Raw genomic sequence first — 25,953 nt, 5'->3', positions numbered from 1 at the left:
CGCGCCGAAGGTCAGGGGGCGAGCATGTCGGCCGTGAGGTTGGCCTCGGTGCCGGGAACGCCCTGGTCACCGGCGCGTTTGTCGGCCATGGCCAGCAGCCGCCGGATGCGGCCGGCGATGGCGTCCTTGGTGAGCGGCGGGTCGGCCAGCTGGCCCAGCTCCTCCAGCGACGCCTGCTTGTGCTCCAGCCGCAGCCGACCGGCGGCGACGAGGTGTTCGGGGGCGTCGTCCCCGAGGATCTCCAGCGCCCGCGCCACCCGGGCCCCCGCGGCCACCGCCGCGCGGGCGGACCGGCGCAGGTTGGCGTCGTCGAAGTTGGCCAGCCGGTTGGCGGTGGCACGCACCTCGCGGCGCATCCGCCGCTCCTCCCAGGCCAGCACGCTGTCGTGGGCACCCAGCCTGGTCAGCAGGGCGCTGATGGCGTCGCCGTCGCGGACCACCACCCGGTCAACACCCCGGACTTCCCGCGTCTTGGCGTGGATCTTCAACCGGCGGGCCGCGCCGACCAGCGCCAGGGCCGCCTCCGGTCCCGGGCAGGTCACCTCCATCGACATCGACCGGCCCGGCTCGGTGAGCGAGCCGTGGGCCAGGAACGCGCCGCGCCAGGCCGACTCGGCGTCGCAGGCGGCCCCCGCCACCACGTGCCGGGGCAGCCCCCGAACGGGGCGGCCGTTGTTGTCGATCAACCCGGTCTGGCGGGCCAGCGACTCACCCTCGCGGTACACCCGGACCACGTACCGGTTGCCCTTGCGCAATCCGCTGGGCGCGAGCACCACCACATCGGAGGTGTGCCCGAACACCTCGGCGATGTCCTTGCGCAGTCGCCGGGCCGCGACCCCGGTGTCGAGCTCCGCCTCGATCACGATACGGCCGCTGACCAGGTGAAGCCCGCCGGCGAACCGCAGCAGCGTCGACACCTCGGCCTTGCGACAGCACGGCTTCATGATGGACAGCCTGCTGAGCTCGTCCTTCACCACGCCGGTCATCGCCATAGATAGCACCCTCCCCGTTGCGACTGACTAGCCAGTCTCGCCCATCCGCGACCGGCCGGACGTCAGTCACGGAAGATCTGTACGAAGGCTTGGGCCAGACGAGCCGGATCATGACGTGGCGAACCGTCGGCCGCCGCGATGTCGGCGAGCACCAGCGAGCCGCCCAGCGACCGCACCGCCTTGTCCAGCGCGTCGGCGTCATCGACCACCCCACGGTCGGCCAGTACGACGTCGACCCGCAGGTCGGGCGCATGCGCCTGCATCACCTCCAGATGGGTGTGCGGGGAGAACCCGTCGGTCTCACCCGGCTGTGGCGCCAGGTTGAGCGCGACCACCCGCCGGGCGCGGGTCCGGGTCAGCGCCCGGGCCAGTTCGGGAACCTTCAGATGCGGGAGCACGCTGGTGAACCAGGAGCCCGGCCCGAACACCACCCAGTCGGCCTCCTCGATGGCGGCCAGCGCCTCCTCGCATGCGGGCGGGTCCGGGGGCACCAGCGACATGCTCAGCACCTTGCCGGGCGTCATCGCGCACGCCACCTGGCCCTGGACATGGGAGATCTGCTCCGGTCGCGCGGGGTCGGCGCCCTGCACCTCGGCGACGATGTCCAGCGGCACCGACGCCATCGGCAGCACCCGGCCCTGCGCGCCCAGCAGCCGCCCCACCCAGTCGAGCCCCGCCACGGTGGGATCGGGCGTGGTGCCCTCCAGCAGCTCCCACAGCGCCACGATCAGCAGGTTGCCGACCGCGTGGTCGTGCAGGTCGCCCTTGCTGCGGAACCGGTGCTGCGCCACCCGGCTCCAGGTCTGCCCCCAGTCGTCGTCGCCGCACAGCGCGGCCAGCGCCATCCGCAGATCACCGGGGGGAAGCACGCCCAGCTCACGGCGGAGCCGCCCGCTGGAGCCACCGTCGTCGGCGACCGTCACCACCGCCGTCAGGTCGCCGGTCACCCGGCGCAGCGCGGACAGTGACGCGTACAGGCCGTGACCGCCGCCCAGGGCGACCACCCGGGTCGGTGCGTCCCCGGGGGCGGGCGGCTCGGCGCGCTCTCTCATTCCCGGCCCAGATCGCGATGGGCGACCTGGACCTCCAGGCCCTCGTCCCGCAGCCGGGCGGCGAGTTGCTCCGACATCGCCACGCTGCGGTGCTTGCCCCCGGTGCAGCCCACGGCGAGCGTGACGTAGTGCTTGCCCTCCCGCTCGTAGCCCTCGACCAGCAACCGCAGCACCTCGGTGTAGGAGTCGAGGAACTCCTTGGCCCCGCGCCGGCCCAGCACGTAGTCGCGGACCGCCGGGTCGCGCCCGGTCTTGGGCCGCAGTTCGGGCACCCAGTGCGGGTTGGGCAGGAACCGGCAGTCGACGACCAGGTCGGCGTCCACCGGCAGGCCGTACTTGTAACCGAAGGACACCACGGTGGCCCGCAGGCTGGACTCGCCGCTGTCGTCGCCGAAGAAGCCGACGATCTTCGCCCGCAGCTCGTGCACGTTGAGGCCGCTGGTGTCGATCACCAGGTCGGCGCTCGCGCGCACCTCGCGGACCAGCTCGCGTTCCCGGGCGATGCCGTCGACCAGCCGGCCGTCGGCCTGCAGCGGGTGCGGGCGGCGGACGCTCTCGAAGCGCCGGACCAGCTCTTCGTCGCTGGCCTCCAGGAACACCACCCGGGGGTGCACGCCCCGGGTCTCCAGGTCCTTGATCGAGCTGTCCAGGTCGGTGGTGAAGGCGCGGCTGCGCACGTCGACCACCACGGCGATGCGCGGCACCGCGCCCTTCACCCGCCCGCCGAGATCGGCCATGGTGCCCAGCAGGCCGGGCGGCAGGTTGTCGACCACGAACCAGTCGAGGTCCTCCAGGGACTTGGCCGCGGTGCTGCGGCCGGCTCCCGACATACCAGTGACGATCACTATGTCCGGGATATGCGTGTCCGTGGTCATCCAGGCTTCTCCCCCTGTCCGTGCTCTCCCGATGACGGTTCTCCCCGCAGCGCGCCCAGGATCGACTCGGCCGTGCGCAGCCCGATTCCGGGGACCTCGGCGATCTGGTCGGGCGTCGCCTCCTTCAGCCGGCGCAGCGACCCGAAGTGCTGCAGCAGCGCCCGGCGGCGGGCCGGGCCCAGGCCCGGCACCGCGTCGAGTTCGCTGGCGGTCATGCCCTTGGAGCGGCGCTGCCGGTGGTACCGGATCGCGAAGTCGTGGGCCTCGTCACGCAGCCGCTGCAACAGGAAAAGGCCCTCGCTGCCGCGCGACAGGATCACCGGATCGTCGTCGCCCGGCAGCCAGACCTCTTCCATCCGCTTGGCGATGCCGCACACGTCGATGTCGTCGACGCCGAGCTCATCGAGTGCCCGCCTGGCCGCCGCCACCTGCGGCGCGCCGCCGTCGACCACCACCAGGTTGGGCGGGTAGGCGAACTTGCGCGGCCGGCCCGTCTCGGGGTCGATCGGGCGGTGCCCGCCCTCCTCGGCGTCCTCGAAGCCGTAGGCGGCCAGGACGTCACCGGCGGCGCCCTCCCGCCGCTCGGCTGCGACCGCCGGAGCGGCGTCGCGTTCGGCCAGGTGGCGGCGGAAGCGGCGGGTGATCACCTCGTGGATCGAGCGGACGTCGTCCTGCCCCTCGACGGTGCGGATCTTGAACCGCCGGTACTCGCTCTTGCGCGGCAGCCCATCCTCGAACACCACCATGGAGGCGACGACGTCGGTGCCCTGGAGGTTGGAGACGTCGTAGCACTCGATCCGCAGCGGCGCCTCGGCCAGGCCGAGCGCCTCTTGGATCTCCTGGAGCGCCAGGCTGCGGGCGGTCAGGTCACTGCTCCGCCGGGTCTTGTGCTGTTTGAGCGCCTCCCGGGCGTTGCGCTCAACGGTGTCCAGCAGCGCCTTCTTGTCGCCGCGCTGCGGTACCCGCAGCCGGACGGGCCCGCCGCGCCGCCCGCCCAGCAGGTCGGTCATCGCCGTGGCGTCCGCCGGCTCGGCCGGCACCAGCACCTCGCGCGGCATGCCGGCGTCGGCGCCCTCCTCGTAGAGCTGCATGAGGAAGCGCTCGACCAGTTCTCCGGCGGAAACGTCCTCGACCTTGTCGACCACCCAGCCCCGCTGGCCGCGGATCCGGCCGCCGCGCACGTAGAAGACCTGGAAGGCGGCCTGCAACGGGTCCTCGGCCAGCGCGATCACGTCGCAGTCGGTGTCGTCGCCGAGCACCACCGACTGCTTCTCCAGGGCCTGCTGCAGCGCCCGGACGTCGTCGCGCAGCCGGGCGGCCCGCTCGTACTCCTCCACCGCGGCGGCCGCGCGCATCTCGCGCTCCAACCGCTTGATGAAGCGGCCGGTGTTGCCCGCCATGAACTCGCAGAACTCCTCGGCCAGCAGGCGGTGCTCCTGCGGGGTGACCCGTCCCACGCACGGCGCGGAGCACTTGCCGATGTCGCCCAGCAGGCAGGGCCGGCCGATCCGGTGCTGGCGCTCGAAGGTACCGGGCTTGCAGGTGCGCACCGGGAAGACCCGCAGCAGCAGGTCGACGGTCTCGCGGATCGCCCAGGCGTGGGAGTAGGGCCCGAAGTAGCGGACGCCCTTGCGCTTGGCGCCCCGCATCACCATCACCCGGGGGAACTCCTCGTCCAGGGTGACCGCGAGGTAGGGATAGGACTTGTCGTCGCGGTAACGCACGTTGAAGCGCGGGTCGTACTCCTTGATCCAGGAGTACTCGAGCTGGAGCGCCTCGACCTCGGTGCCGACCACGGTCCAGTCGACCCGGGCGGCGGTCTGGAGCATGGTCTGGGTGCGCGGGTGCAGCCCGGCGAAGTCGGCGAAGTAGGAGTTCAGTCGGGAGCGCAGGTTCTTGGCCTTGCCCACGTAGATGACCCGGCCGCCCTCGTCGCGGAAGCGGTAGACGCCCGGCGACTCGGGGACGGACCCCGGTGCGGGGCGGTAGGTCGCCGGATCTGCCACATCCAAAGCCTAGTGGCCGGATACGACAGCCGCGGCCGACTGTGATCCTCCTTGCGTTCATTCCGTAAAGAACGGGATAAAGGGGTGAAGATCGGATCCGCAACCTGAGGAGGTCTCCGTCTCGTGTCCGCCGCGCTCTGGGCATGGATCATCTTCGCGGTCGCCGTCGTGGCGTCCGCCGGCCTGGTGGAGGGGGTGCGGCGGCTGGTGGCCGGGCGGCTGTCGGCCCGGCGACCCGGTGCCGCGGCGGCGGCACGCCGCTGCGCCCGCCCCGGCTTCGCCTGGGCGGTGACGGCCAGCGCGAACGCCGCCCTGCCGGGGCACTTCCTGAGCCCGGACGCCTACGAGGTCGTCCAGCAACTGCTGACGATCGCGCTCATCGGGACGACGACCTGGCTGCTCCTGCAGATCGCCTACGCGCTGACCGACCCGGCGCTGAACCGGCTGACCCAGGTGGAGGGCGAGCGCAACCGGCGCGCCCGCCGGGCCCGGACCCAGATGCTGCTGCTGCGCCGGGTCTCCTCGGCCGCGGTGGTCCTGCTGGCGATCGGCACCGCGCTGTTCACCTTCCCCGAGGTCCGCGCGCTGGGCGCCGGGGTACTGGCCTCCGCCGGGGTGGCAGGGCTGGTGGTCGGCCTGGCCGCCCAGCCGGTGCTGAGCAACGTCTTCGCCGGGCTGCAGCTCGCGTTCAGCGACGCCATCCGGCTGGACGACGTGGTGGTCATCGAGGACGAGTGGGGCCGGATCGAGGAGCTGACCCTGAGCTACGTGGTGGTGCGGACCTGGGACGAGCGCCGGCTGATCCTGCCCGTGTCGTACTTCGCCGACAAGCCGTTCGAGAACTGGACCCGGCACGGCAGCCGGGTGATCGGTTCCGTGCTGATCCATGTGGACTGGTCCGTACCGGTGGACGAGCTGCGCACCGAGCTGTACCGGACGCTGCGCGAGCACCCGCTGTGGGACCAGCGCGACTGGGTACTCCAGGTCACCGACGTGCTGCCCAACGGCCTGGTCCAGCTCCGCGCGCTGATGAGCGCCGCGGACTCCGCGAGCGCCTGGGATCTGCGCTGCGACGTCCGCGAGCGGCTCGTCACCCATATCCGGGAGCATCATCCGGAGGCGCTCCCCCGGCTGCGCGCCGAGGTCCCCACCGGGCTGGGCATGCCCGGCGAGGACCTCGCCGAACGTTCCTGACGGCCGGCACCGGCCGGCCACCGACTGCTTACGCCAGGCTGATCGAGTCGCCCTCGACCTTGATGTTCCTGGTGGCCAGGGTGCCGTTCCCCGACTGCGGCGGCGGCCCGGCCACCTTGCTGCCGTCGGTGATCTTGAACTTGCTGCCGTGGCAGGGGCAGATGATCTCGCTGCCGCGGATCTCGTCGACCGGGCACTTGCGGTGGGTGCACTCGGTGCTGAACGCCTTGAACTCGCCCTGGGTGGGCTGCGTGACCACGACCTTCTGCCCCTCGAAGATCTTTCCGCCGCCGACCGGGATCTCGCTGGTCTTGGCCAGGACCGTGCCCCCCGCGGCGGGAGCACCACCCGGGTCACCGGAGCCGGCGTCGTCGCCGCCCGCCTCGTCGGAGCCGCCGCACGCGGCCACCGCCCCGGCCACGCCGATCAGGCCGACTCCCGCCAGCACTCCGCGCCGGGTGCTCCCCCGCTGCTCCTGTTCCGCGCCGTCCACTTCCATCCCGGACTCCTGTCGCATGGGCTCTCGCTCTCCGTCCGTTCGGTCGCGGGTCCTCCGCCCCGCGCGCTGACACCCCTCACCACGAGTGGTCACGGCGAACGGTTCAACGTCCGCCGGCCGCCCTCGGGCTCCGGGAACCCGCTACCCGGAAAAACCGAGGTCAGCCGGACGGCGTCCGGTCAACCGCCCAGGATCTTGGCCAGGAACTGGCCGGTGTGGCTGGCGTCGACCCCGGCCACCTCCTCGGGCGTGCCGGCGGCGACCAGGGTGCCGCCCCGGGATCCGCCCTCGGGCCCCATGTCGATGATCCAGTCGGCCGTCTTGATCACATCGAGGTTGTGCTCAATGACGATCACCGTGTTGCCCTTCTCGACCAGCCCGTTGAGCACGCCGAGCAGCTTGCGGATGTCCTCGAAGTGCAGGCCGGTGGTGGGCTCGTCGAGCACGTAGATCGTCCGCCCGGTGGAGCGGCGCTGCAGTTCGGAGGCCAGCTTCACCCGCTGGGCCTCGCCGCCCGACAGCGTCGGCGCGGGCTGGCCGAGCCGCACGTAGCCGAGCCCGACGTCGTTGAGGGTGCGCAGATGCCGGTGGATCGCCGAGATCGGCTCGAAGAAGACGCTCGCCTCCTCGATCGGCATGTCGAGCACCTCGGCGATCGTCTTGCCCTTGTAGTGCACCTCGAGGGTCTCGCGGTTGTAGCGCGCCCCGTGGCAGACCTCGCACGGCACGTAGACGTCCGGCAGGAAGTTCATCTCGATCTTGATCGTGCCGTCGCCGGAACAGTTCTCGCACCGGCCGCCCTTGACGTTGAACGAGAACCGGCCCGGCTGGTACCCGCGCACCTTCGCCTCGGTGGTCTGCGCGAACAGCTTGCGGATGTGGTCGAAGACCCCGGTGTAGGTGGCCGGGTTGGAGCGCGGGGTGCGGCCGATCGGCGACTGGTCGACGTGCACCACCTTGTCGAGCCGGTCGACGCCGGTGATGCGCCGGTGCCGGCCGGGCACCGTGCGGGCGCCGTGCAGCTGCTTGGCCAGCGCGTTGTAGAGAATGTCGTTGACCAGCGTCGACTTGCCCGACCCGGAGACCCCGGTGACCGCGGTGAACACGCCCAGCGGGAACGCCACGTCGACGTCGCGCAGGTTGTTCTGCCGGGCGCCCTTGACGACGACCTCGTGCCCCTTCTGCGGCTTGCGCCGCACCTCGGGGACCCTGATCTGACGGCGGCCCGACAGGTAGGCGCCGGTCATCGAGCGGTCGGCGGCCAGCAGGTCCTCGACCGGCCCGGAGACGACGATCTCACCGCCGTGCTCGCCCGCCCCCGGCCCGATGTCGACGACCCAGTCGGCGGCCTGGATGGTGTCCTCGTCGTGCTCCACCACGATCAGGGTGTTGCCCATGTCACGCAGCCGGATCAGCGTCTCCAGCAACCGGTGGTTGTCGCGCTGGTGCAGGCCGATGGACGGCTCGTCGAGCACGTACAACACCCCGACCAGGCCGGAGCCGATCTGGGTGGCCAGCCGGATGCGCTGGGCCTCGCCGCCGGCCAGCGTGGCCGACGCCCGGTCGAGGGTGAGGTAGTCCAGCCCCACGTCGAGCAGGAACCCCAGCCGGGCGTTGATCTCCTTGAGCACCCGCTCGGCGATGTGCCGCTCGCGCTCGTCGAGCTCCATGGACAGCAGGTACTTGGCGCACTCGCCGATCGGCATCGCGGCGATCTCGGCGATCGACCGGCCGCCCATGGTCACCGCGAGCACCACCGGCTTGAGCCGCGCGCCCTGGCAGGTGGGGCACGGGACCTCGCGCATGTAGCCTTCGAGCTTCTCCCGCACGCCGTCGCTCTCGGACTCGGCGTACCGGCGCTGGATGTAGGGGATCACCCCCTCGTAGCTGGTGTAGTACGAGCGGGTGCGGCCGTACCGGTTGCGGTAGCTGACGTGCACCTGGGTCTCGTGACCGTTCAGGATCGCCTTGCGCGCCTTGACCGGCAACCGTTCGTAGGGGGTGTCGAGGGTGAAGCCCATGGCGTCGCCGAGCCCGCCGAGCAGGCGCTGGAAGTACTCGCTGACATGCCCGTTGGACCAGGGCTGGATCGCGCCCTCCGCGAGGGTCTTCTCCTCGTCGGGCACCAGCAGCTCGGGGTCGACCTCCATCCGGGTGCCCAGCCCGGTGCAGTCGGGGCAGGCCCCGTACGGGGAGTTGAAGGAGAACGAGCGCGGTTCGAGCTCCTCGAACGACAGGTCGTCGTAGGGGCAGTAGAGGTGCTCGGAGTACATCCGCTCGCGGTTCTCGTCGTCCTCGGGCAGGTCGACGAAGTCGAGCACGATCGTGCCGCCGGCCAGGCCGAGCGCGGTCTCCACCGAGTCGGACAGCCGGTGCCGGGAGGAGTCCTTGACGCTGAGCCGGTCAACGACCACCGCGATGTCGTGCTTCTCCTGCTTCTTCAGCCGGGGCGGCTCGTCGAGCCGGATGATCACACCGTCCACCCGGGCCCGGGAGAAGCCCTTGCTCTGCAGCTCGCGGAAGAGCTCGGCGTACTCGCCCTTGCGGCCGCGGATCACCGGGGCGAGCACCTGGAACCGGGTGCCCTCGGGCAGCTCCAGCACCCGGTCGACGATCTGCTGCGGGGTCTGCCGGCCGATCGCGCGACCGCACTCGGGGCAGTGCGGACGGCCGATCCGGGCGTACAGCAGCCGCAGGTAGTCGTAGACCTCGGTGATCGTGCCAACCGTCGAGCGGGGGTTCTTGGAGGTGGACTTCTGGTCGATGGACACCGCCGGGGACAGGCCCTCGATGAAGTCGACGTCGGGCTTGTCCATCTGGCCGAGGAACTGCCGGGCGTACGCCGACAGGGACTCGACGTAGCGACGCTGCCCCTCGGCGAAGATCGTGTCGAAGGCCAGGCTCGACTTCCCCGACCCCGACAGCCCGGTGAACACGACCAGGGCGTCCCTGGGCAGGTCGAGGGAGACGTCCTTCAGGTTGTGCTCGCGCGCGCCACGCACGATGAGACGGTCATGCACGGTGGTATCCGTTTTCCCTAGGCCTGGACGAAGAATCAGGCTAGCCGGGGCCATGACCGGATCGGACGGCATCGACCGCCACGCCCGGTACCCCCGTTCACATCCCCGAACCGTACACGTGTTCGAAGATCGGTCGCCACTCGAACGCGCCGGGCCGGGGCACCGCGGGCGGAGGGCCGCCTGATAGGGAAGGATGACGCGACCGACCATTCCACCGCGAGTTCGACGCGAGCGAGGGACAGCCATGAGTTACACCGGAGACGTCCAGGTAGGCGGCCCGCCCGCGGTCCGCGAAGTGCCCGGCCTCAAGATCACCAAGTTGGCCGTGGGTCCCTACGACAACAACGCCTACCTGCTGCGCTGCACCGCCACCGGCGACCAGTTGCTGATCGACGCCGCCAACGAGGCGTCCCGGCTGCTCGAACTCGTCGGCGACGGCCCGCTGAGCCGGATCGTCACCACCCACCGCCACCAGGACCACTGGGAGGCGCTGGGCGAGGTCGTGGCCGCGACCGGCGCGCCCGTCGTCGCGCACCCCCTCGACGCCGAGACCCTGCCCGTGCCGGTGACCGAGCCCGTCGAGCACGGCGACACGGTACGGGTCGGCGAGGTCACGCTGGAGGTCGTCCACCTGCGCGGCCACACCCCGGGATCGGTCGCCCTGCTCCACACCGCGGCACAGACCCCGCACCTGTTCACCGGCGACAGCCTCTTCCCCGGTGGGGTGGGCAACACCTGGGGCGACCCCCAGCTGTTCGCCAGCCTGCTGGCCGACGTGGAGGAGCGCGTCTTCGACCCGCTGCCCGACGAGACCTGGGTGTACCCCGGGCACGGCAAGGACACCACCCTGGGCAGGGAGCGCCCCCACCTGCCCGAATGGCGCACCCGCGGCTGGTGACCCGGAACTAGGGCCGGTCCGGGACGGGCCACACGTACGGCAGGAACGTCTGCACTGCTGCTCTCCTCACCACGGAAACCGGGGGCGCGCCGTCTTCGTTGCTCAGATGAGCAAGATCCCGTCGAACCTTTCAGCTCCCACCACCGGTCCTGTGCCGCGTGGATGATGAAAGCCCGGCAGTCTTCTACCGTACGAGGTGTCCCGCCATGCCGTCCGCCGTTGATCTGCGCTATCCGGCCGGGTCTCTGGTCCTCCTGGCGGGGTTGCCGGGTGCCGGGAAGAGCACCCTGCTACGCCGGCTGTACGGGCTGCGCGGCGACGAGACCCGGCCCGTCCCGGCGGGGGACGGCGTGCTGGTGATCGACTCGCGGCAGGCACGGAACTGGTGGGCGCGTTATCTCGGTCCGATCCCGCCCAGGCTGCACACTCCACTGATCTACACCACCCACGTGTGGCGCATCGCCCGGGCGCTGCTGACGGGGCACGCCGTGGTGGCGCATACCCGGGGCACCTGGCCGCACATACTGCGCGGCTTCCGCTGGCTCACCGGCCGGCTCGGCACCGGGGTGCACCTGATCCTGCTCGACGTGCCGCCGCGCGTCGCCCGGGAGGGGCAGTACTCCCGGGGGCGGGTGCTCACCGCCACCACCTTCGCCCGGCACTGCCGGCGGTGGGAGGGGCTGGTCGACCGCGCCCGGGAAGGAGGGCTTCCCGCGGCCAGCATCACCGTCCTCGACCGGGCGGCCGCCGACGACCTGGGCGGCATCCGCTTCGACGGGTAATCCCCCCAAAAGGCCCAATCTACGCCAAACACCGACAATCAATACATTAGCCCCATTTACCAGAAACCCGGCCCCAACCAGGCCGGATTCCCACCGCACCACCGGCCGAATTCGGCACCAGAACACGCCCGAAGCGAAGTGAGAATTCCCGCATCTGGTGCTCACATTCCGGCAATCCCGCTGCAACACGCTGCTCCTAGGGTCCCCACCCATCGAGCTCCGGCCCTGCCGGAGGTGACCGGGGGCGCACAGGACCCCTGCGATCGCGATCGGCGAGGGGCACGCATGAGCGCACAGTCCGGGCGAGACCGGTGAGCCTGCGGCATCGCGCGCCCGCGCGGCACGGGAAGACCTCCGATCCCGCACCGCGCAGGCGCTTCGCCCGGGTCCGGACGATCAGGGCGCGGATGGCCCTGATCCTCTCCGTCCCCACCGTGCTGCTGGCCGGGCTGTCCATCCTCGGGGTGGCGGACCAGACCCGGGTGACCCGGCAGGCGGACGCCGCCGTGGCCGGCGTCGAACTGGTGCTGGCCACCCAGGAACTGATCCACTCCCTGCAGCGCGAGCGCGGGCTGACGAGCGGCCTGCTGGGCGGCGAGACCGGCTACCGGGCCCAGGTGGACGCCCAGCGCCGCCGGTCCGACGAGAGCCGGGCCGCCCTGGACCGGCTGCTGGCCCGCGGCGGGAGCCCGGGCGCCGGCGCCGTGCGCGCCGCGCTGGGCCGGCTGGCCGAGCTGGGCACCACCCGCGGCTCGGTGGACGCCGGGCGGATCGCCCGGCCGGTCATGCTCGACTTCTACACCGCCGCGATCACCGCCCTGAACGACGCGGCCGCGGGCGGCGATCTCACGCAGCCCGATCCCGAACTGCGCCGGGGCCTGGCGGCCCTGTCGGTGCTGGGCCGGGCCAAGGAGGCCACCGCCCTGGAGCGCGGGCACCTGAACGGGGTGTTCGCCGTGGGCTCGTTCACCCAGGACGACTACCTGCGGTTCACCGAGGTCCGCGCCACCAAGCTGGACGCCTTCGCCCAGTTCTCCCGGACGGCGACGCCGCGCCGGGCGCTCGCACTGGAGTCGGCGCTGCGCACTCCCGCGGCCGTCACCGCCGCCGCCTACGAGCAGCGGGCACTGGGCGGGGCCCGGGGCGAGCGGCTGGGACTGAACCCGCCGACCTGGTGGGACGCGATGACCACCGTGGTCGACGACATGCGCACCGTCCAGCGGGGCATCGGAGACGACGTGCGGGCCCGGGCCGCGCAGATCGAGACGGGGGCGACACAGCGGCTGGCCGGGTACGCGGCCGCCGCGGTACTCACCCTGGTGGCCGCGCTGCTGGTGTGGCTCTCCACCTTCCGGTCGATCGTGCGCCCGCTGGGGGCGCTGGCCGGCGAGGCCCGCGACGCCGCCGAACGCCGGCTGCCGGCGGCGATGGAGCGCATCCAGGCCGCGGAGGACCCGGCGACGGTGGTGCCGGACTCGGTGCGCTCCGAGCTGGCCCGGCGCGACGACGAGTTCGCCGCGGTGACCGAGGCGCTGGACCACCTGCGGGAGACGGCCGTGCGGCTGGCCGTGGAGCAGGCGGTGATGCGCCGCAACACCGCCGAGTCGCTGGCCAACCTGGGCCGCCGCAACCAGAACCTCGTCCGCCGCCAGCTCGGCTTCATCACCGCCCTGGAGCGCGAGGAGACCGACCCCGACCAGCTGGCGGACCTGTTCGAGCTCGACCACCTGGCCACCCGCATGCGGCGCAACGCCGAGAGCCTGCTCGTGCTGGTCGGCGAGCACGGCCCCCGCCGCCGGTCCGGCCCGGTCGCGGTCGGCGACGTGCTGCGCTCGGCGTTCGCCGAGGTCGAGGACTACCGGCGGGTGGTCCTGCGCCGCGCCGACGACGCCCTGGTCCAGGGGTCGGCCGCGGCCGAGATCTCGCACCTGCTGGCCGAGCTCATCGAGAACGCGCTCGCGTTCTCCCCGCCCGAACTCGAAGTCGAGGTGCAGGCGCGCGGGACGGGCGCGGAGTACCACATCGCCATCGTCGACCAGGGCGTCGGGATGACGCCGGAGGCGATGGCCACCGCCAACGCCCGGCTGCGCGGCGAGCAGAACTTCCTGGTGACGCCCGCCCGGAACCTCGGCCACTACGTCGTCGGCGTGCTGGCGGCCCGGCTGGGCATCGAGGTCCGGCTGCACGACTCGCCGCTGAACGGCGTGACGGCCCGGGTGGCGCTGCCCGCGAACCTGCTGGCGGCCCCGCCGGCCAAGCCCGTCCCGGCAGGCTCCGCCGCGCACGCCGGGACCGGCCGCCGGGCCGCACCCGAGCCCGGCCACGCCACCGCGGCCGGGCGGGTCGCGGTGGCGTCGCCACCCGCCGACGACCTCGCCACCACCCGCAACGGGCTCGTCAAACGGCGGCCCGGTGACCGCGCGCTGCGCCGTCCCGCCCGGCCCGCCGGATCCCCTGCCCCGAACGGGGTGGAACGTTCACCGGGCGAGGTGCGGTCGATGCTCGACGACCTGCGCTCCGGTGTCCGCCGGGCGCAGCAGGACCGCCCCGGCGGCCCCCCGGCATACCCCACGGAATCGGATTGAGGAGGCCACGGTCCCGATGGGACAGGCGACTTCGGAGACCCAGAGCTTCAACTGGTTGCTGGCGAGCTTCGTGCGGGAGACCGACGGCGTCACCGACGCGGTCGCGGTCTCCTCCGACGGGCTGCTGATGGCGATGTCGGAAGGGCTGGACCGGGCGGGGGCCGAGCATCTGGCCGCGATCGTCTCCGGGATGACCAGCCTGGCCCACAGCGCCTCCCGCCAGTACGGCTTCGACGGGCTCAAGCTCGTCATGATCGAAATGCGGCGTGGCTTCCTGCTGGTATCGGCCGTCTCGGACGGAAGCTGCCTGGGGGTGGTCGCGACCGCCGACTGCGACCTCGGCCTGATCGGCCACGAGATCACGGTGCTGTGCGACCGGTTCGGGGCGCTGCTGACGCCCCAGCTGGTCGCCGAGCTGAAAACCCAGGTGCTGCGATGAGGAGACCCGCCGAGTGGGAGGACCCCGACGTCGACAGCATGGTCCGGCCGTTCATCGTGACCGGCGGCCGAACCCGTCCCGCGGACGCGCGGCTGCGCGTCGAGACACTGGTCACGGCCACCGCGGCGGCGCGTTCGGCCACGCTGAACTTCGAGCGGCGCCGCATCGTGGCGGCCGCCCAGCGACCGATCTCGGTGGCCGAGGTCTCCGTCCTGCTGAACGTCCCGCTCGGCGTGGTGCGGGTGCTCATCGCCGACCTGATCGCCGAACGGCTGCTGAGCGTCCACGAGCATCTGGGGTTCGAGGACCGACCGCCGGTGTCCCTGCTGGAAAGGATCCGCGACGGTGTCGCCGCACTCTGAAGCCGTGATCTCCGCGAAGATCGTCATCTCCGGCGGGTTCGGCGTCGGCAAGACGACCTTCGTCGGCGCCGTCTCGGAGATCGAACCGCTGACCACCGAGGCCGCCCTGACGGAGGTCTCGGCCGGCGTCGACGACACCACCGGGGTGGAGCTCAAGGGCACCACCACGGTGGCCTTCGACTTCGGCCGCGTCACCCTGGACACGGGGATCGTCCTCTACCTGTTCGGCACGCCCGGCCAGGAGCGCTTCGCCTTCCTGTGGGACGACCTGATCGAGGGGGCGCTGGGCGCCGTCGTGCTGATGGACACCCGGCGGATCGACCACGCCTACCCCGCGCTGGACTTCTTCGAGGAGGCGAACCTGCCACTGGCGGTCGGGATCAACCACTTCCCGGACTCCCGGCGGTTCGCGCTGGAGGAGATCCGGGAAGCGCTGGGCCTGCCCGCCCGGGTACCGCTGGTGCCCTGCGACGCGCGTGACCGCGAGTCGGTCAAGAAGGTCGTCCTGGCCCTGCTCGACAGCGTGATCGCCGCCGCGACCTGACGGTCAGCCGGGCCGCCGCGCCGTGTGGGCCGTATGGTGCAGGCGGACCAGGTCCTCGACCTCGGTGCGCAGCGCCAGGAACTCCGGGGTGCGCCGGACGGCCAGGTCGCGCTCGGCGGGCAGGTCCACGGGCAGGTCCGCGGCCACCCGGCCGGGGTCGCTGGCCAGCACCACGACCCGGCCGGCCAGGAAGACCGCCTCCTCGACGTCGTGGGTCACCATGACGACGGTCGTGCCCGTGTCCCGCCAGACCTGCCGCAGGAAGATCTGCATGTCCTCCTTGGTCTGCACGTCGAGCGCGCCGAACGGCTCGTCCAGCAGGAGGACGTGCGGCTCGCAGGCCAGCGCCCGGGCGATGGCCACCCGCTGCCGTTGGCCGCCGGACAGGCTGCCGGGCAGCGCGTCGGCGTAAGCCGTCAGCCCGACCTCCTCCAGGTACCAGCGCACCCGCCGCGCCCGCTCGGCACGGGAGATCCGCAGCAGTTCCAGCCCGAACGCGACGTTGGCCGCGACCGTGCGCCACGGGAACAGCTCGCCGGTCTGGCAGACCAGCCCCCGGTCCGGGCCCGGTCCGGTGACCGGACGGCCGTCCCAGGTGACGGTGCCGCCGGTCGGCTCCAGCAGGCCGGCGACCAGGTTGAGCAGCGTGGATTTGCCCGAGCCGCTGGCGCCCGCCACGCACACGAACTCGCCGGGCGCGACGCTCAGGTCGATGCCCTCCAGCACCCGCGCGCCGCCGGGGAAGGTCTTGCCGACCCCGGCCAGTTCCAGTCCGGCGCTCATGGCGTCCACCTGCCGATCCGGTCGCGTAGCAGCCGCAGCCCGACGTCCATCAGGATGCCGATCACCCCGATGACGATCAGCACCGCGAAGATGCGGTCGGTCTGCAGGAACCGCCCCGACCGCACGATCCGGTAGCCGAGGCCCGAGGTCGCGGCGAAGAGTTCGGCGATCACCACCAGGTTCCACGCCGCCGCCGAGTTGACCCGGGCCGCGTCGATGATGCCGGGCAGCGCGTACGGGAAGATCACCTTGCGGACCAGCACCCCGGGGGTCGCGCCCAGCGTCATGGACGCCTCCAGCAGCCGCTGGGGCACCCGCCGCACGGCCTCCGCGACCATCAGCGTGTTGAAGAACACCACACCGATGACCAGCACGGCGAGCTTCGAGGACTCCCCCAGCCCCAGCCAGATGATCAGCAGCGGGATGAACGCGCCCGCCGGCCAGTACCGCACCAGGCCGATGATCGGCTCCAGCGCGGCCAGCGCCCAGCGCCAGGTGCCCATCGCGAATCCCAGCGGCACCGAGATGAGCAGCGCCAGCCCGAATCCCAGCAGCACCCGGCGGACGCTGGCCGCCGTGTCGGTCCACAGCTCGCCGGAGCGGGCCATCTCCCACCAGGCGTCCCAGGTCGCCGCCGGGGTGGGCAGGAAGGTCGGGTCGACCCGGCCGGAGGTGCTGAGCGCCACCCAGACCGCCAGCGGCACCAGCAGGGACAGCGCCCGCAGCGTCCAGCGCGCGGCCGGCGAGATCTCCCGGCGCGGCGCCAGCCACCCCGCGCGGGCCCGCCGGGCCGGGTGGCGCGGCAGTTCCGGCCAGTCCGCACGGCCGCGGGTCTCCCGGGCCCGCGCGGCCGGCGGCAGCTCGTCCACGGTGCTCATCCCGCTCCACCGAGTTGTTTCACGAAGGTGGGGTCGAACAGGCCGGCCAGGTCGGGGGCCCGGTCCACGAGCTTGGTGCTGACGAGGAAGGCGCTGATCTTCTTGGCCTGGAAGTCCAGGTGGGCGTCGGTGGTACCGGAGGTGAAGGCCTTGAGGTTGTCCTCCAGGGTGAAGATCGTCGTGCCCGCGTCGTAGGCCTTGTAGTCGGCCGGGCTCACCCCGGCCCGCTTGGCCATGATCTGCACGGCGCGGTCAGGGTTGGCCTTGATCCAGGCCAGCGTGTCGAACCAGGTCTTGACGACGGCCTGCACCGCCTTCGGGTTCTTCTTCACCAGTTCGGTACGGGCCACCAGGTGGTCGGGGATCGCGCCGGGAAAGTCCTTGGAGGTGGCGATCGCCTTGCTGCCGGGCAGCTTGAGCGCGGTGTCGGTGAAGGGCGCGAACACGCCGACGGCGTCGACCCGCTTGGCCGCGAAGGCGGCCGCCGCCGCGTCGGTGAGCAGGGGCTTGAAGGTGATGTCCCGCTCGCTCAGCCCGGCCCGCTCCAGGGCGAGCAGCAGCAGGTAGTGGTCGACGGTGCCCTGCTCGGCGGCGACCGTCCTGCCCTTGAGGTCGGCGACGGTGGAGATGCCGGGACGGGCGATGATCTGGTCGTTGCCGGTGGAGTTGTCGTTGGTCAGCACGATGGTCTCGGCGGCCCCGCCGGCCACCGAGGAGATCGTGTCGTTGAGCGTCTGGCTGTTGAAGTCGAGCGACCCGTTGGCCAGGGCGGTCAGGCTGTCGGTGTAGCTGTCGAAGTACTTGAGTTCCACCTCGACGCCGTTCTTGGCGAACAGCCCCTGCTCCTGGGCGATCTGCCAGGGGAACCAGCCGGGCCAGGCGCTGAAGCCGAACACGATCTTGTCGCCGCCCGATGCCGACGTGGCGCCGCCCCCGCAGGCCGCCAGGCCCGGCACGAGGAGCACCAGGGCGAGGACGAGCCCGGTGAGGGACCTGGTGGACGTGGTGAGCTTGGTCATTGCGTTCCCCCCTTCAGGGGCAGGTGGCCGGAGCGGACGAGGCAGCCGAGGGTGTCGCAGATCACCCGGGTGGCGATCAGGGAGGTGATCTCCGCGTTGTCGTAGGGCGGCGAGCACTCGACGACCTCGATCCCGGCCAGCGGGGCGGAGTCGGCGATGATCTGGATGAACTTCAGCACCTCGCGGGGCAGGAAGCCGCCCGGCTCGGGCCAGCCGGTGCCGGGCACGAAGGCCGCGTCGAGACAGTCGACGTCGAAGCTCAGCCAGACCGCCTCGGCGTCCCGCCAGGCGACCTCCAGGGCACGCTCGGCGGCGGCCTCGATGCCCATCTCGACGCAGTCGGTGACGGTCATGATGGTGGTGCCGCGTTCCCTGCCGACCTTGACCCCGGGGCGGGGCGCCTGCCAGCCGCCGATGCCGATCTGGACGAGGTTGCTCGGCGGGACGTTCGGCAGGTCGGTGGCGTGGAACCAGGGGGTGGTGTGCATCCGCTCGTCGAGGTCGGTCTCCTGGGTGTCGACGTGCCGGTCGAAGTGGATGATTCCGAGGTTGCCCGACAGGTGCTCGGCCACCCCGCGCACCGTCGGGTAGCCGATGGAGTGGTCCCCACCGAGCACCACCGGGAAGGCGCCCGAGGCGTACACGTGGGAGACGGCCTTGCTGATCTGGTCGAAGGTCTTCTCGATGTTGCCCGGGATGGTGAACACGTCGCCCAGGTCGGCCATGGTGATCGACTCGCGCAGGTCGACCCCGAGTTCGAAGCTGTAGGGCCCGTACAGGGCGGAAATCTTACGGATGCCCTGCGGGCCGAACCGGGTGCCGGAGCGGTAGGTGGTGCCGCCGTCGAAGGGCGCGCCCAGCACTGCCACGTCGTACTCGCCGCACCGCCGGACGTCCTCTACATAGGGCGCCTTCAGGAAGGTGTTGATCCCGGCGAAGTGTGGCAGTTCGCCGCGGGAGAAGGTGGGGATGCGGCGGTCGACGATCGAGTCGGCGCCCGGCAGCCCGTACTCCAGGCCGCGGGCCACCTCCTCGTCCCACCGGGTGGTCGGGAGGTCCCTCTCGGCGGCGACGGCGTACCGGGCCTCGGGGCCGTAGTCGCCGTGCAGTTCCTCGGAGCGCAGTTCGGCGGGGGGTTTGCGGGGATGGAAGTGCAAGGGCCACCTCGAATGCCGGAGCCCGGATCCGCGGGGAAGCCAGGCTTCGCTGACCTCCCGGGCTTTTGTCCCGCCGTGGAACGGATGCCGTGCACCCGCCTCGCCTCTCGGACCAGACCCGGTCCACCCGTTCCGGGGGCCGGCGGAACCCTAGGCGCGCCTCACCGTGTGAGTCGGGCCCCACTCAAGACCTCGGCCGTGTCCCTGAGGGTTCGAAACTGTTTCCGCTGCGTTAATTGGCCGGCGACTTACCTCGCCAAAAGGCCAGATACTCCTGGCTCGAAAGAAAGGCTGGTCTACCGTTTCCGCCTGATTGACCGGTCGGTCAATCAGGGAATCTCTGTTGTCAGGACAAAGTGGTCCAACGGGAAATTCCTCCCTGGAGGTGGCGAATGGGTAAGTTCGCATGGCAGGACGGGGTCGCGTTCGTCGCGGGTCTCGTCGCTCTCCTCGCGCCCTCGCTGTGGGCCGACGACAAGGGCACACAGCCCCTCATGGTGCTCGGCGCCCTGCTCGCCCTCGCGGGGCTCTACGCGCTGCTCTCGGCGGCCGGGCCGTCGTCCTGGACCGGCACCGCCTTCGCGGTCCTCATCTTCGTCTCGCCGTGGGCCTTCGGCTTCTCCGGTGACGACGCCGCCGCCTGGACGGCATGGATCGCCGGCGGCGTCGCCGCTATCGTCGGCCTGTGGGAGGCCACCCGGACGAGCGGTTCGGAGGCCCCCGCCTGACCCAGGCTCAACCAATGCTCGATCGAGACCCCGCCGCGGTCTCCGGCGCCACCGGCCCGGGGACCGCGGCGGGGCATCTCGGCAACAGACGGGGGCGCACATGCCGGTGACGCAGAACGGCCCGGCCGACGCCAGGACACGCATCCTCGACGCGGCCGAGGCGCTGTTCGCCACCTCCGGCTACGACGCCACCTCCACCGCGCTCGTCGCCCGGCGGGCCGAGGTGCCCAAGGGCCTGATCTTCCACTACTTCCCGCAGAAGATCGAACTGCTGGTGGCACTGATCGAGGAGCGCGTCCTGATCGAGGTGATGCCCGAGGAGGCGGTGGAGGCCGTACCCGGCGATCCGGCGCGCACCCTGTCGCGGGTCGCCCGGCGGTTCCCGCTGCACGCCTCGCCGGCGATGCGCCGCATCCTGTTCCGGGAGGCCGACACCCACACCTCGGTGCGCGACCGGCTGGGCCGGCTCAACGGCGAGGTCTTCCGCCGTGCCCGGCGAGCCCTGGAACTCGCGCTGCCGGGCGCGCGGGGCGACGCGGCCCGGCTGGAAGTCGCCGCCGGCACCTTCGCGGCGGTGCTGCTCTACCAGGAGAACCTCTCCCAGCTCACCGGCGAGCGGCTGGACCCCGACGCCGTCGCCGACCTGATCGCCCGCGCCCTCGGCTGAACCGGCGAGCGCCCCCGGGGTTCAGGCGAGTTCCTCGATGAACTCCGTCAGCTGGACGAGGTTGCGGCATTCGTACATCGGGACGATCTCGTCGTAGGCCGCGGCGGCCGAGTCACCGGTGTTCCAGTCACGGCGTGGCTCGGGGTTGAGCCAGTAGGCGTGCCGGGCCGCCCCGACCAGCCGCCGCAACGTGGGCAGCGCCAGGTCGCCGTAGTTGGACCGGGCGTCGCCGAGGATCAGCAGGGACGTCTTCGGTGTGATCGCGTCGGCGTACCGCTCGTCGAAGACGTCGATCGCGTGCCCGTAGTTGCTGCGGCCGGTGATCCAGACGAGGTCGGCCTCCCGGGCCATCCGGGTCATCGCCTCGGACACGTCCACACCGGGCTCGAAGAAGCGGGTGATCTCGTCGGTGTTGTCGATGAACGCGAACGCCCGGACCCGGGTGAACTGCTCCCGCAGGGCGAAGGTGAGCAGCAGGGTGAAGTGCGCGAACGCCGACACCGACGAGCTGGCGTCGCACAGGATCACCAGTTCGGGCTTGTGCGGGCGGCGTGGCCGGTGGTGGGTCGTCAGCGGCACTCCCCCGGTCGACAGCGAGGCCCGGACGGTGCGCCGGAAGTCCAGCCTGCCGCGCCGTCCCGCGCGCCGCCGGGCCAGCCGGGTGGCCAGCCGGCGGGCCAGCGGGTGGACCTCGCGGCGCAGCGCGGCCAGGTCGGCCCGGCCGGCCCGGTTGAAGTCGAGCCGTTCCAGGGGCGGGCGCAACGCCAGCCGGGCGGTGCGTTCCAGCCCGCTGTCCTCGGCGATCCGCCGCCGCACCTCGGTGCCGACCATCTCCTCGAACCGCCCGATCCGGTCGCGGAAGGTGCGCCGGGCAACGCGCTCGGCCAGCCCGCCGCGTTCCTGCCCGGCGAGCACGGCGTTGAGCAGCTGGGCCATCAGCGTCTCCGGCGACAGCGCGCGCAGTACCCCGGAGGAGTACCACCCCCGCTGGTCGGGGGTCCGGCCGAGCTCGCCGACCGCCACCTGGACGAACCTCCGCGTCGCGCCCTCGTCGCCGGACAGCAGCAGGTCGAGCAGTTCCGCCCGCCGGGCCTGCACGGCGGGGTCGAGCGCGGCCGGCAGCGGCGGCCCCTGGGGGACGGGCCGGTCCGCCGGCTCCGGGGACTCCGCCGCGGCGGCGCCGTCGCCGAGCGCGGCGGGGAACCACAGATCGAACAGCGTGTCGAAGGAACGGCGGTGCGCGGGACGCTTGACCATCGCGGCGGCGTACGCGGCCCGCAACGACTCGCGCTCGGCCAGGTCGATCACCTGGAGGGCCCGCACGGCGTCGAGCCCCTCGGCGATCGAGACCGGCAGGCCGGCGTCCCGGAGCGCGGCAAGGAATCCGGTGTGCCGCTCGACCAGGCTCATCGGTCCGGCAGCCCGAGTTCCTTGACGGCCCGGGTCTGGTCGGAGACGTGTTTGAGGACGACGCCGAGTGTGCGGCCCACCGCGGCCTCGTCCAGCTCCGTCACGCCCAGCGCGAGCAGGGTGTGGGCCCAGTCGATGGTCTCGGCGATCGAGGGAGCCTTCTTGATCTCCAGGCCGCGGAGCGTTCCCACGGTGTCGACGATCCGCTCGGCCAGTGCGGCCTCGATGCCGGGCACCCGGGCGAGCACGATCTCCCGCTCCCGCTCCGGGGCCGGGTAATCCAGATGCAGGTAGAGGCAGCGCCGCTTGAGCGCCTCGGACAGCTCGCGGGCGGCGTTGGAGGTGAGCACCACGAACGGCCGGCGGACGGCGGTCACCGTGCCGAGCTCCGGGATCGTCACCTGGAAGTCCGACAGCACCTCCAGCAGCAGCCCCTCCACCTCGATGTCGGCCTTGTCGGTCTCGTCGATGAGCAGGACCGTGGGCTCGGCCCGCCGGATCGCCGCCAGCAGTGGCCGCTCCAGCAGGAACTCCTCGGTGAAGATGTCCGTCTGGAGGGAGTCCCACCCCTGCTCGCCGGTTCCGGCGGAGGCCGCCTGGATGCGCAGCAGCTGTTTCTTGTAGTTCCACTCGTACAGCGCCCGGGGCTCGTCCAGCCCCTCGTAGCACTGCAGGCGGACCAGTTCGGCGCCGGTCGCGGCCGCCACCGCCTTGGCCAGCTCGGTCTTGCCGACTCCGGCCGGCCCTTCGACCAGCAGCGGCTTGCCGAGCGCGTCGGCCAGGAAGACGGTCGTCGTGATGGCCTCGTCGGCGAGGTAGCCGGTCTCGGCCAGCCGCGCGCCCACGTCGGCGGGCGAGCCGAACAGTGCGCTCACCGGGCCGCCTTGGCGTAGACCTGGTTGGTCCCCTCGAACACCATTTTCTTTCCTCCCTCGGTCAGTCGAACGCTCCAGTACGTGGCGTCCTTGGGGTCGCCACCCTGCCAGGAGAGCCGGAACCGGTCCCCGCGGTCGGGGATCGCCTGGCCGTTCCACAGGGTCTGCCCCCGGGCCATCCAGGACCCCGTGCCGTCGGCCCGGAACACGAAGTAGTCCTTGGCCGCGGTGGCGCCGCGCCAGGTGCCCACCAGGCGAGCCACCTGCTGCGGGGCGACGCTCGGCAGCGGACCGACGGCGGACGTGGCCGCTCCGTGCCCTGAGGGTGACGGGTCGGCCGCCCCGGCACCGCCGTCGCACCCGGAGAGGATTAAGGCGCCGGCGACGGTCAGCAGGACGATCGGTCTCACGCGGGCCTCCGCTCGAGGAGAGGAATGCGGCATTTTACCGAGAGCTGTATCACTCCCCTGAAACCGCCTCATACCTTCGGCTGAAACGAACCTGGCTCCCCTGACCGACGACCCGCCGCCGGAAACGGCGTATAACCGAGCCATGACCACTTCCCGGCTCCCCGACGACGACCTGGCGGCGGCGCTGGCGGCCCGGCGAGAGCTCGGCCCCGACTACGACGACGCCTTCGCGGCCGCCCTGGCCGAACGCCTCGAACAGAAGATGGACGCCCGGCTGGGCGCCCACGTCCGGACCCGGGAGATCGCCGAGCGCGAGAACCGGAAGTTCGCCCTGACCATCGCCTGCGTCTCCCTGGGCACCGCGGTCCCGCTGACCGCCATCGCCGTCGGCGCCGCCGGGCTGCCCGGGCTGCTGATCGCCTGGATCGGCCTGGTGCTGATCAACGTCGCCTACGCGCTGCGCCGGCACTGAACCGGTAACCGACCCCGGCCCGGTCCGGGCCGGGGTCGCGCAGCCGGCTACCGGCCCGGCTCGGGGTCGCGGGGCAGACCCAGCATGCGCTCACCGATGATGTTGAGCTGCACCTCGGTCGTACCGCCGTAAATCGTCATCGCCCGACTGAACAGCATGAACCGCGCGTGCAGGGCGGTGGCGGCACCGGGCTCCTCCAGCACCGCGGCCGTGCCCTGCGCGGCCCACAGGTAGTCGGCGACGTTCTGGCTGTACTGCACGCCCAGCAGCTTGCGCACGCTCGCCTCGGCGCCCGGCTCCAGGCCCTGGAGCTGCTTGAGCGTGGTACGCAGGCCCAGCAGTTCGATGGACTGCCCGTCGCACAGCAGCTTGCCGAGCTCGGTGCGGGTCAGGTCGTCGACGTCCTTGCCCGCGAAGAAGGCGAGCAGTTCGTCGGTGCCCACGCCGAGGTTCCCGCCGGTGCCGCTGGACAGCGTCACCCGCTCGTTGCTGAGCGTGTTGCGGGCGACCTTCCAGCCGCCGTCGACCTCGCCCACCACACAGTCGTCCGGGACGAACACGCCATCGAGGAAGACCTCGTTGAACATGGCCTCGCCGGTCAGCTCACGCAACGGCCGCACGTCGACGCCGGGCGCCTTCATGTCGACCAGGAAGTAGGTGATGCCGTCATGCTTGGTCGGGCCGTCGCTGCTGGTCCGGGCCAGCGCGAAGCCCCACTGGGCGAACTGCGCCACCGAGGTCCAGATCTTCTGGCCGGTCAGCTTCCAGCCGCCCTCGACCCGCTCGGCCTTCATCGACAGGGACGCCAGGTCCGAGCCCGCGCCGGGCTCACTGAACAGCTGGCACCAGTAGATCTCGCCGCGCAGCGTCGGCCGCAGGAAGCGTTCCTTCTGCTCCTCGGTGCCGTAGGCGACCAGCGAGGGCACCAGCCAGGCGCCGATCGTCAGGGAGGGGCCCTTGACCTTGGCGGCCCGCAGTTCCTGCTGGATGACGATCTGCTCGATCGGGTTCGCCCCCCGGCCCCACGGCTGGGGGAAGTGCGGGGTGACCCAGCCCTCGTCGCCCATCTTGTGGAACCGCTCGCCCTGGTCGGTGATGGCGGCGAGCTCGGCGACCTCGGCACGGATCCGCTCGCGCAGCGGCTCGGTGTCCTCGTCCAGTTCCAGCCGCACCATGCGACGGCCCTCGCCGAGGGCCAGCCGGGCCACCGAGTCGGCCCACTCCTTGGCCGGGCCGAGCAGCGCCCGCAGCGTCAGGGCGCGGCGCAGGTAGACGCCCGACTGGTGCTCCCAGGTGAAGCCGATGCCGCCGAGGATCTGGATGCAGTCGCGCGCGCACTGCACCGCGGCCTCGCCGGCCACGACCGCGGCGACGCCGGTGGCGTAGGCGACGTCCGGGGCGTCGTCGTCCAGCGCCCGCGCCGCGTCCCAGACGGCGGCCCGGCCCTGCTCCAGCGCGATGAGCATCCGGGCGGCCTTGTGCTTGACGCCCTGGAACTGGCCGATGGGACGGCCGAACTGCTCGCGGACCTTGGCGTACTCGGCCGCGGTGGTGACGCACCAGTCGGCGACGCCGGTGGCCTCCGCGCCCAGCAGCAGCGCGGCCAGGTCGAGCACCCGGGGGCCTTCGAGACCGTCGAGCACCCGGTCGGCCGGCACCGTCAGCCCGTCGACCTCGACCCGGGCGCTGCGGCGGACCCGGTCGAGGCTGGGCAGCGGGGTGACGGTCGCGTCGGAGGCGTCGATGACGACCCACTCCTCGCCGGCGTCCGTGTTCACCGGCAGGACGATCACATCGGCCAGACTGGCCCCGAGCACCGGCTCCGCGGTACCGCTGACCACCAGCCCGGCTCCGTCGCGCCGGCCGGTCAGCCCGCCGGCCAGCGACAGGGCCGCGGTGCGGGACCCGTCGGCCAAGCCGGGCAGCAGTTCGCGGACCTTGGCGTTGCTGGAGGCGCCCAGCGCGGCGCTGGCGAGCACCGTGGGCAGGAACGGTCCCGGTGCGGCGGCACGGCCCAGTTCCTCCAGGACCACGGCCAGCTCAAGCAGCCCGTAACCCTGTCCGCCGTGCTCCTCGGCCACATGCAGACCGAGCAGCCCCTGCTCGGCCAGGCCTGCCCAGAACGGGGGCCGGGCCTCGTCATCCGCCTCCAGCGCGGCCCGTACGACCGTTGTCGTGATGTTGCGCTCTGCGAATCCACGCACCGATTCGGCGAGGGCTTCGTGCTCCTCGGTCAACCCGATGGCCATAGGTCACCTTCTCTCCTTATCGACGCCGATTCTAGAACCAGATTCAGGTTATGGGGA

24 protein-coding genes and 1 riboswitch are annotated in these 25,953 nt (G+C 71.9%); of the genes, 10 read left to right on the top strand and 14 right to left on the bottom strand.

Translation table 11 applies throughout. The features are described 5' to 3' along the window. Positions 1–11 precede the first annotated feature (11 nt). The 4 genes from whiA to uvrC all read right to left on the bottom strand — a co-directional run bounded on the left by whiA (position 12) and on the right by uvrC (position 4,925). Positions 12–992 (bottom strand): DNA-binding protein WhiA, encoded by a 981-nt coding sequence (gene whiA, locus DPM19_RS16425; RefSeq protein ID WP_111868545.1) that lies wholly within the window; start codon positions 990–992, stop codon positions 12–14. 62 nt (positions 993–1,054) lie between these two features. Then, positions 1,055–2,044 (bottom strand): gluconeogenesis factor YvcK family protein, encoded by a 990-nt coding sequence (locus DPM19_RS16420; RefSeq protein WP_199485126.1) that lies wholly within the window; start codon positions 2,042–2,044, stop codon positions 1,055–1,057. Continuing rightward, complete coding sequence (gene rapZ, locus DPM19_RS16415; protein WP_111868543.1) at positions 2,041–2,919, bottom strand: RNase adapter RapZ; 879 nt, start codon at positions 2,917–2,919, stop codon at positions 2,041–2,043. Before rapZ ends, DPM19_RS16420 begins: the two co-directional genes overlap by 4 nt. After that, a complete protein-coding gene (gene uvrC, locus DPM19_RS16410) occupies positions 2,916–4,925 on the bottom strand; it encodes an excinuclease ABC subunit UvrC (protein ID WP_111868542.1) in 2,010 nt (669 codons plus the stop codon). The genes rapZ and uvrC overlap by 4 nt, the downstream gene beginning before the upstream one ends. 123 nt (positions 4,926–5,048) lie before the next feature. Between uvrC and DPM19_RS35750 the strand changes: the two genes are divergently transcribed. Beyond that, positions 5,049–6,119, top strand: coding sequence for a mechanosensitive ion channel family protein (locus DPM19_RS35750; RefSeq protein WP_199485125.1), 1,071 nt, complete (start codon positions 5,049–5,051; stop codon positions 6,117–6,119). A gap of 28 nt (positions 6,120–6,147) precedes the next feature. Here DPM19_RS35750 and DPM19_RS16400 read toward each other — a convergent pair whose 3' ends face one another. Together DPM19_RS16400 and uvrA are read right to left on the bottom strand one after the other, a co-directional pair. After that, positions 6,148–6,618, bottom strand: coding sequence for a Rieske (2Fe-2S) protein (locus DPM19_RS16400; RefSeq protein ID WP_199485124.1), 471 nt, complete (start codon positions 6,616–6,618; stop codon positions 6,148–6,150). 179 nt (positions 6,619–6,797) lie between these two features. After that, positions 6,798–9,638, bottom strand: a complete 2,841-nt coding sequence (gene uvrA / locus DPM19_RS16395; protein WP_111868539.1) for an excinuclease ABC subunit UvrA — start codon at positions 9,636–9,638, stop codon at positions 6,798–6,800. A 244-nt stretch (positions 9,639–9,882) separates the two neighbouring features. Here uvrA and DPM19_RS16390 point away from each other — a divergent pair, with 244 nt between their 5' ends. The 6 genes from DPM19_RS16390 to DPM19_RS16365 all read left to right on the top strand — a co-directional run bounded on the left by DPM19_RS16390 (position 9,883) and on the right by DPM19_RS16365 (position 15,248). Then, positions 9,883–10,536, top strand: a complete 654-nt coding sequence (locus DPM19_RS16390) for an MBL fold metallo-hydrolase (RefSeq protein WP_111868537.1) — start codon at positions 9,883–9,885, stop codon at positions 10,534–10,536. Positions 10,537–10,742: 206 nt separating this feature from the next. Next, entirely contained in the window at positions 10,743–11,318 is a 576-nt protein-coding gene (locus DPM19_RS16385) for an AAA family ATPase (protein WP_111868535.1), read from the top strand. A 311-nt stretch (positions 11,319–11,629) separates the two neighbouring features. Next, on the top strand, positions 11,630–13,903 hold the full coding sequence (locus tag DPM19_RS16380) for a sensor histidine kinase (RefSeq protein ID WP_146778895.1): 2,274 nt from the start codon (positions 11,630–11,632) through the stop codon (positions 13,901–13,903). Between the two features lie 16 nt (positions 13,904–13,919). Beyond that, positions 13,920–14,342 carry a roadblock/LC7 domain-containing protein gene (locus DPM19_RS16375; protein WP_111868531.1) on the top strand — a complete coding sequence of 141 codons (423 nt, stop codon included), beginning with the start codon at positions 13,920–13,922 and terminating at the stop codon, positions 14,340–14,342. Then, the gene (locus DPM19_RS16370; protein WP_111868528.1) at positions 14,339–14,704 is read left to right on the top strand and encodes a DUF742 domain-containing protein; all 366 of its coding nucleotides are present in this window, start codon (positions 14,339–14,341) and stop codon (positions 14,702–14,704) included. The genes DPM19_RS16375 and DPM19_RS16370 overlap by 4 nt, the downstream gene beginning before the upstream one ends. Positions 14,705–14,708: 4 nt before the next feature. Next, complete coding sequence (locus tag DPM19_RS16365) at positions 14,709–15,248, top strand: GTP-binding protein (RefSeq protein WP_199485123.1); 540 nt, start codon at positions 14,709–14,711, stop codon at positions 15,246–15,248. A gap of 3 nt (positions 15,249–15,251) precedes the next feature. Here DPM19_RS16365 and DPM19_RS16360 read toward each other — a convergent pair whose 3' ends face one another. Genes DPM19_RS16360 through DPM19_RS16345 form a run of 4 tightly spaced genes read right to left on the bottom strand, consistent with a single transcriptional unit; the run spans position 15,252 to position 19,085 of the window. Further along, on the bottom strand, positions 15,252–16,031 hold the full coding sequence (locus DPM19_RS16360) for an ABC transporter ATP-binding protein (protein ID WP_111869068.1): 780 nt from the start codon (positions 16,029–16,031) through the stop codon (positions 15,252–15,254). Further along, positions 16,028–16,909: an ABC transporter permease gene (locus DPM19_RS16355; RefSeq protein ID WP_111868523.1), complete on the bottom strand. Its 882-nt coding sequence runs from the start codon at positions 16,907–16,909 to the stop codon at positions 16,028–16,030. Before DPM19_RS16355 ends, DPM19_RS16360 begins: the two co-directional genes overlap by 4 nt. Beyond that, on the bottom strand, positions 16,906–17,928 hold the full coding sequence (locus tag DPM19_RS16350; RefSeq protein WP_111868520.1) for an ABC transporter substrate-binding protein: 1,023 nt from the start codon (positions 17,926–17,928) through the stop codon (positions 16,906–16,908). Before DPM19_RS16350 ends, DPM19_RS16355 begins: the two co-directional genes overlap by 4 nt. Continuing rightward, the gene (locus DPM19_RS16345) at positions 17,925–19,085 is read right to left on the bottom strand and encodes an agmatinase family protein (RefSeq protein ID WP_199485122.1); all 1,161 of its coding nucleotides are present in this window, start codon (positions 19,083–19,085) and stop codon (positions 17,925–17,927) included. Before DPM19_RS16345 ends, DPM19_RS16350 begins: the two co-directional genes overlap by 4 nt. 52 nt (positions 19,086–19,137) lie before the next feature. Next, positions 19,138–19,250: riboswitch (guanidine-I (ykkC/yxkD leader) on the bottom strand. Positions 19,251–19,477: 227 nt separating this feature from the next. Between DPM19_RS16345 and DPM19_RS16340 the strand changes: the two genes are divergently transcribed. Both DPM19_RS16340 and DPM19_RS16335 read left to right on the top strand, forming a co-directional pair. Further along, entirely contained in the window at positions 19,478–19,813 is a 336-nt protein-coding gene (locus tag DPM19_RS16340; RefSeq protein ID WP_111868518.1) for an SPW repeat protein, read from the top strand. A gap of 100 nt (positions 19,814–19,913) precedes the next feature. Further along, complete coding sequence (locus DPM19_RS16335) at positions 19,914–20,480, top strand: TetR/AcrR family transcriptional regulator (RefSeq protein ID WP_111868515.1); 567 nt, start codon at positions 19,914–19,916, stop codon at positions 20,478–20,480. A 21-nt stretch (positions 20,481–20,501) separates the two neighbouring features. Here DPM19_RS16335 and DPM19_RS16330 read toward each other — a convergent pair whose 3' ends face one another. Genes DPM19_RS16330 through DPM19_RS16320 form a run of 3 tightly spaced genes read right to left on the bottom strand, consistent with a single transcriptional unit; the run spans position 20,502 to position 23,175 of the window. Further along, positions 20,502–21,890 (bottom strand): vWA domain-containing protein, encoded by a 1,389-nt coding sequence (locus DPM19_RS16330; protein WP_111868513.1) that lies wholly within the window; start codon positions 21,888–21,890, stop codon positions 20,502–20,504. Further along, entirely contained in the window at positions 21,887–22,765 is an 879-nt protein-coding gene (locus tag DPM19_RS16325) for an AAA family ATPase (protein WP_111868510.1), read from the bottom strand. Before DPM19_RS16325 ends, DPM19_RS16330 begins: the two co-directional genes overlap by 4 nt. Further along, positions 22,762–23,175: a hypothetical protein gene (locus DPM19_RS16320; protein WP_111868508.1), complete on the bottom strand. Its 414-nt coding sequence runs from the start codon at positions 23,173–23,175 to the stop codon at positions 22,762–22,764. The genes DPM19_RS16325 and DPM19_RS16320 overlap by 4 nt, the downstream gene beginning before the upstream one ends. A 142-nt stretch (positions 23,176–23,317) precedes the next feature. On the opposite strand from DPM19_RS16320, the gene DPM19_RS16315 reads away from it, so the two are divergent. After that, a complete protein-coding gene (locus tag DPM19_RS16315) occupies positions 23,318–23,647 on the top strand; it encodes a hypothetical protein (protein ID WP_111868506.1) in 330 nt (109 codons plus the stop codon). A gap of 47 nt (positions 23,648–23,694) precedes the next feature. Here DPM19_RS16315 and DPM19_RS16310 read toward each other — a convergent pair whose 3' ends face one another. Then, positions 23,695–25,896 (bottom strand): acyl-CoA dehydrogenase, encoded by a 2,202-nt coding sequence (locus tag DPM19_RS16310; protein WP_111868503.1) that lies wholly within the window; start codon positions 25,894–25,896, stop codon positions 23,695–23,697. Between the last annotated feature and the right edge of the window lie 57 nt (positions 25,897–25,953).

This window comes from Actinomadura craniellae, assembly GCF_003289645.1.
In the GTDB taxonomy this organism is placed as follows: Bacteria; Actinomycetota; Actinomycetes; order Streptosporangiales; family Streptosporangiaceae; genus Actinomadura_D; species Actinomadura_D craniellae.
The sequence above is the reverse complement of the archived record's forward strand: the minus strand, read 5'-3'. Positions and strand labels throughout refer to the sequence as shown.

Coding starts and splice junctions, on each gene's coding strand:
- whiA (WP_111868545.1), bottom strand. CDS start 992: ATGGCGATGACCGGCGTGGTGAAGGACGAGCTCAGCAGGCTGTCCATC.
- DPM19_RS16420 (WP_199485126.1), bottom strand. CDS start 2,044: ATGAGAGAGCGCGCCGAGCCGCCCGCCCCCGGGGACGCACCGACCCGG.
- rapZ (WP_111868543.1), bottom strand. CDS start 2,919: ATGACCACGGACACGCATATCCCGGACATAGTGATCGTCACTGGTATG.
- DPM19_RS16400 (WP_199485124.1), bottom strand. CDS start 6,618: ATGGAAGTGGACGGCGCGGAACAGGAGCAGCGGGGGAGCACCCGGCGC.
- DPM19_RS16390 (WP_111868537.1), top strand. CDS start 9,883: ATGAGTTACACCGGAGACGTCCAGGTAGGCGGCCCGCCCGCGGTCCGC.
- DPM19_RS16385 (WP_111868535.1), top strand. CDS start 10,743: ATGCCGTCCGCCGTTGATCTGCGCTATCCGGCCGGGTCTCTGGTCCTC.
- DPM19_RS16375 (WP_111868531.1), top strand. CDS start 13,920: ATGGGACAGGCGACTTCGGAGACCCAGAGCTTCAACTGGTTGCTGGCG.
- DPM19_RS16370 (WP_111868528.1), top strand. CDS start 14,339: ATGAGGAGACCCGCCGAGTGGGAGGACCCCGACGTCGACAGCATGGTC.
- DPM19_RS16360 (WP_111869068.1), bottom strand. CDS start 16,031: ATGAGCGCCGGACTGGAACTGGCCGGGGTCGGCAAGACCTTCCCCGGC.
- DPM19_RS16355 (WP_111868523.1), bottom strand. CDS start 16,909: ATGAGCACCGTGGACGAGCTGCCGCCGGCCGCGCGGGCCCGGGAGACC.
- DPM19_RS16350 (WP_111868520.1), bottom strand. CDS start 17,928: ATGACCAAGCTCACCACGTCCACCAGGTCCCTCACCGGGCTCGTCCTC.
- DPM19_RS16340 (WP_111868518.1), top strand. CDS start 19,478: ATGGGTAAGTTCGCATGGCAGGACGGGGTCGCGTTCGTCGCGGGTCTC.
- DPM19_RS16335 (WP_111868515.1), top strand. CDS start 19,914: ATGCCGGTGACGCAGAACGGCCCGGCCGACGCCAGGACACGCATCCTC.
- DPM19_RS16330 (WP_111868513.1), bottom strand. CDS start 21,890: ATGAGCCTGGTCGAGCGGCACACCGGATTCCTTGCCGCGCTCCGGGAC.
- DPM19_RS16315 (WP_111868506.1), top strand. CDS start 23,318: ATGACCACTTCCCGGCTCCCCGACGACGACCTGGCGGCGGCGCTGGCG.
- DPM19_RS16310 (WP_111868503.1), bottom strand. CDS start 25,896: ATGGCCATCGGGTTGACCGAGGAGCACGAAGCCCTCGCCGAATCGGTG.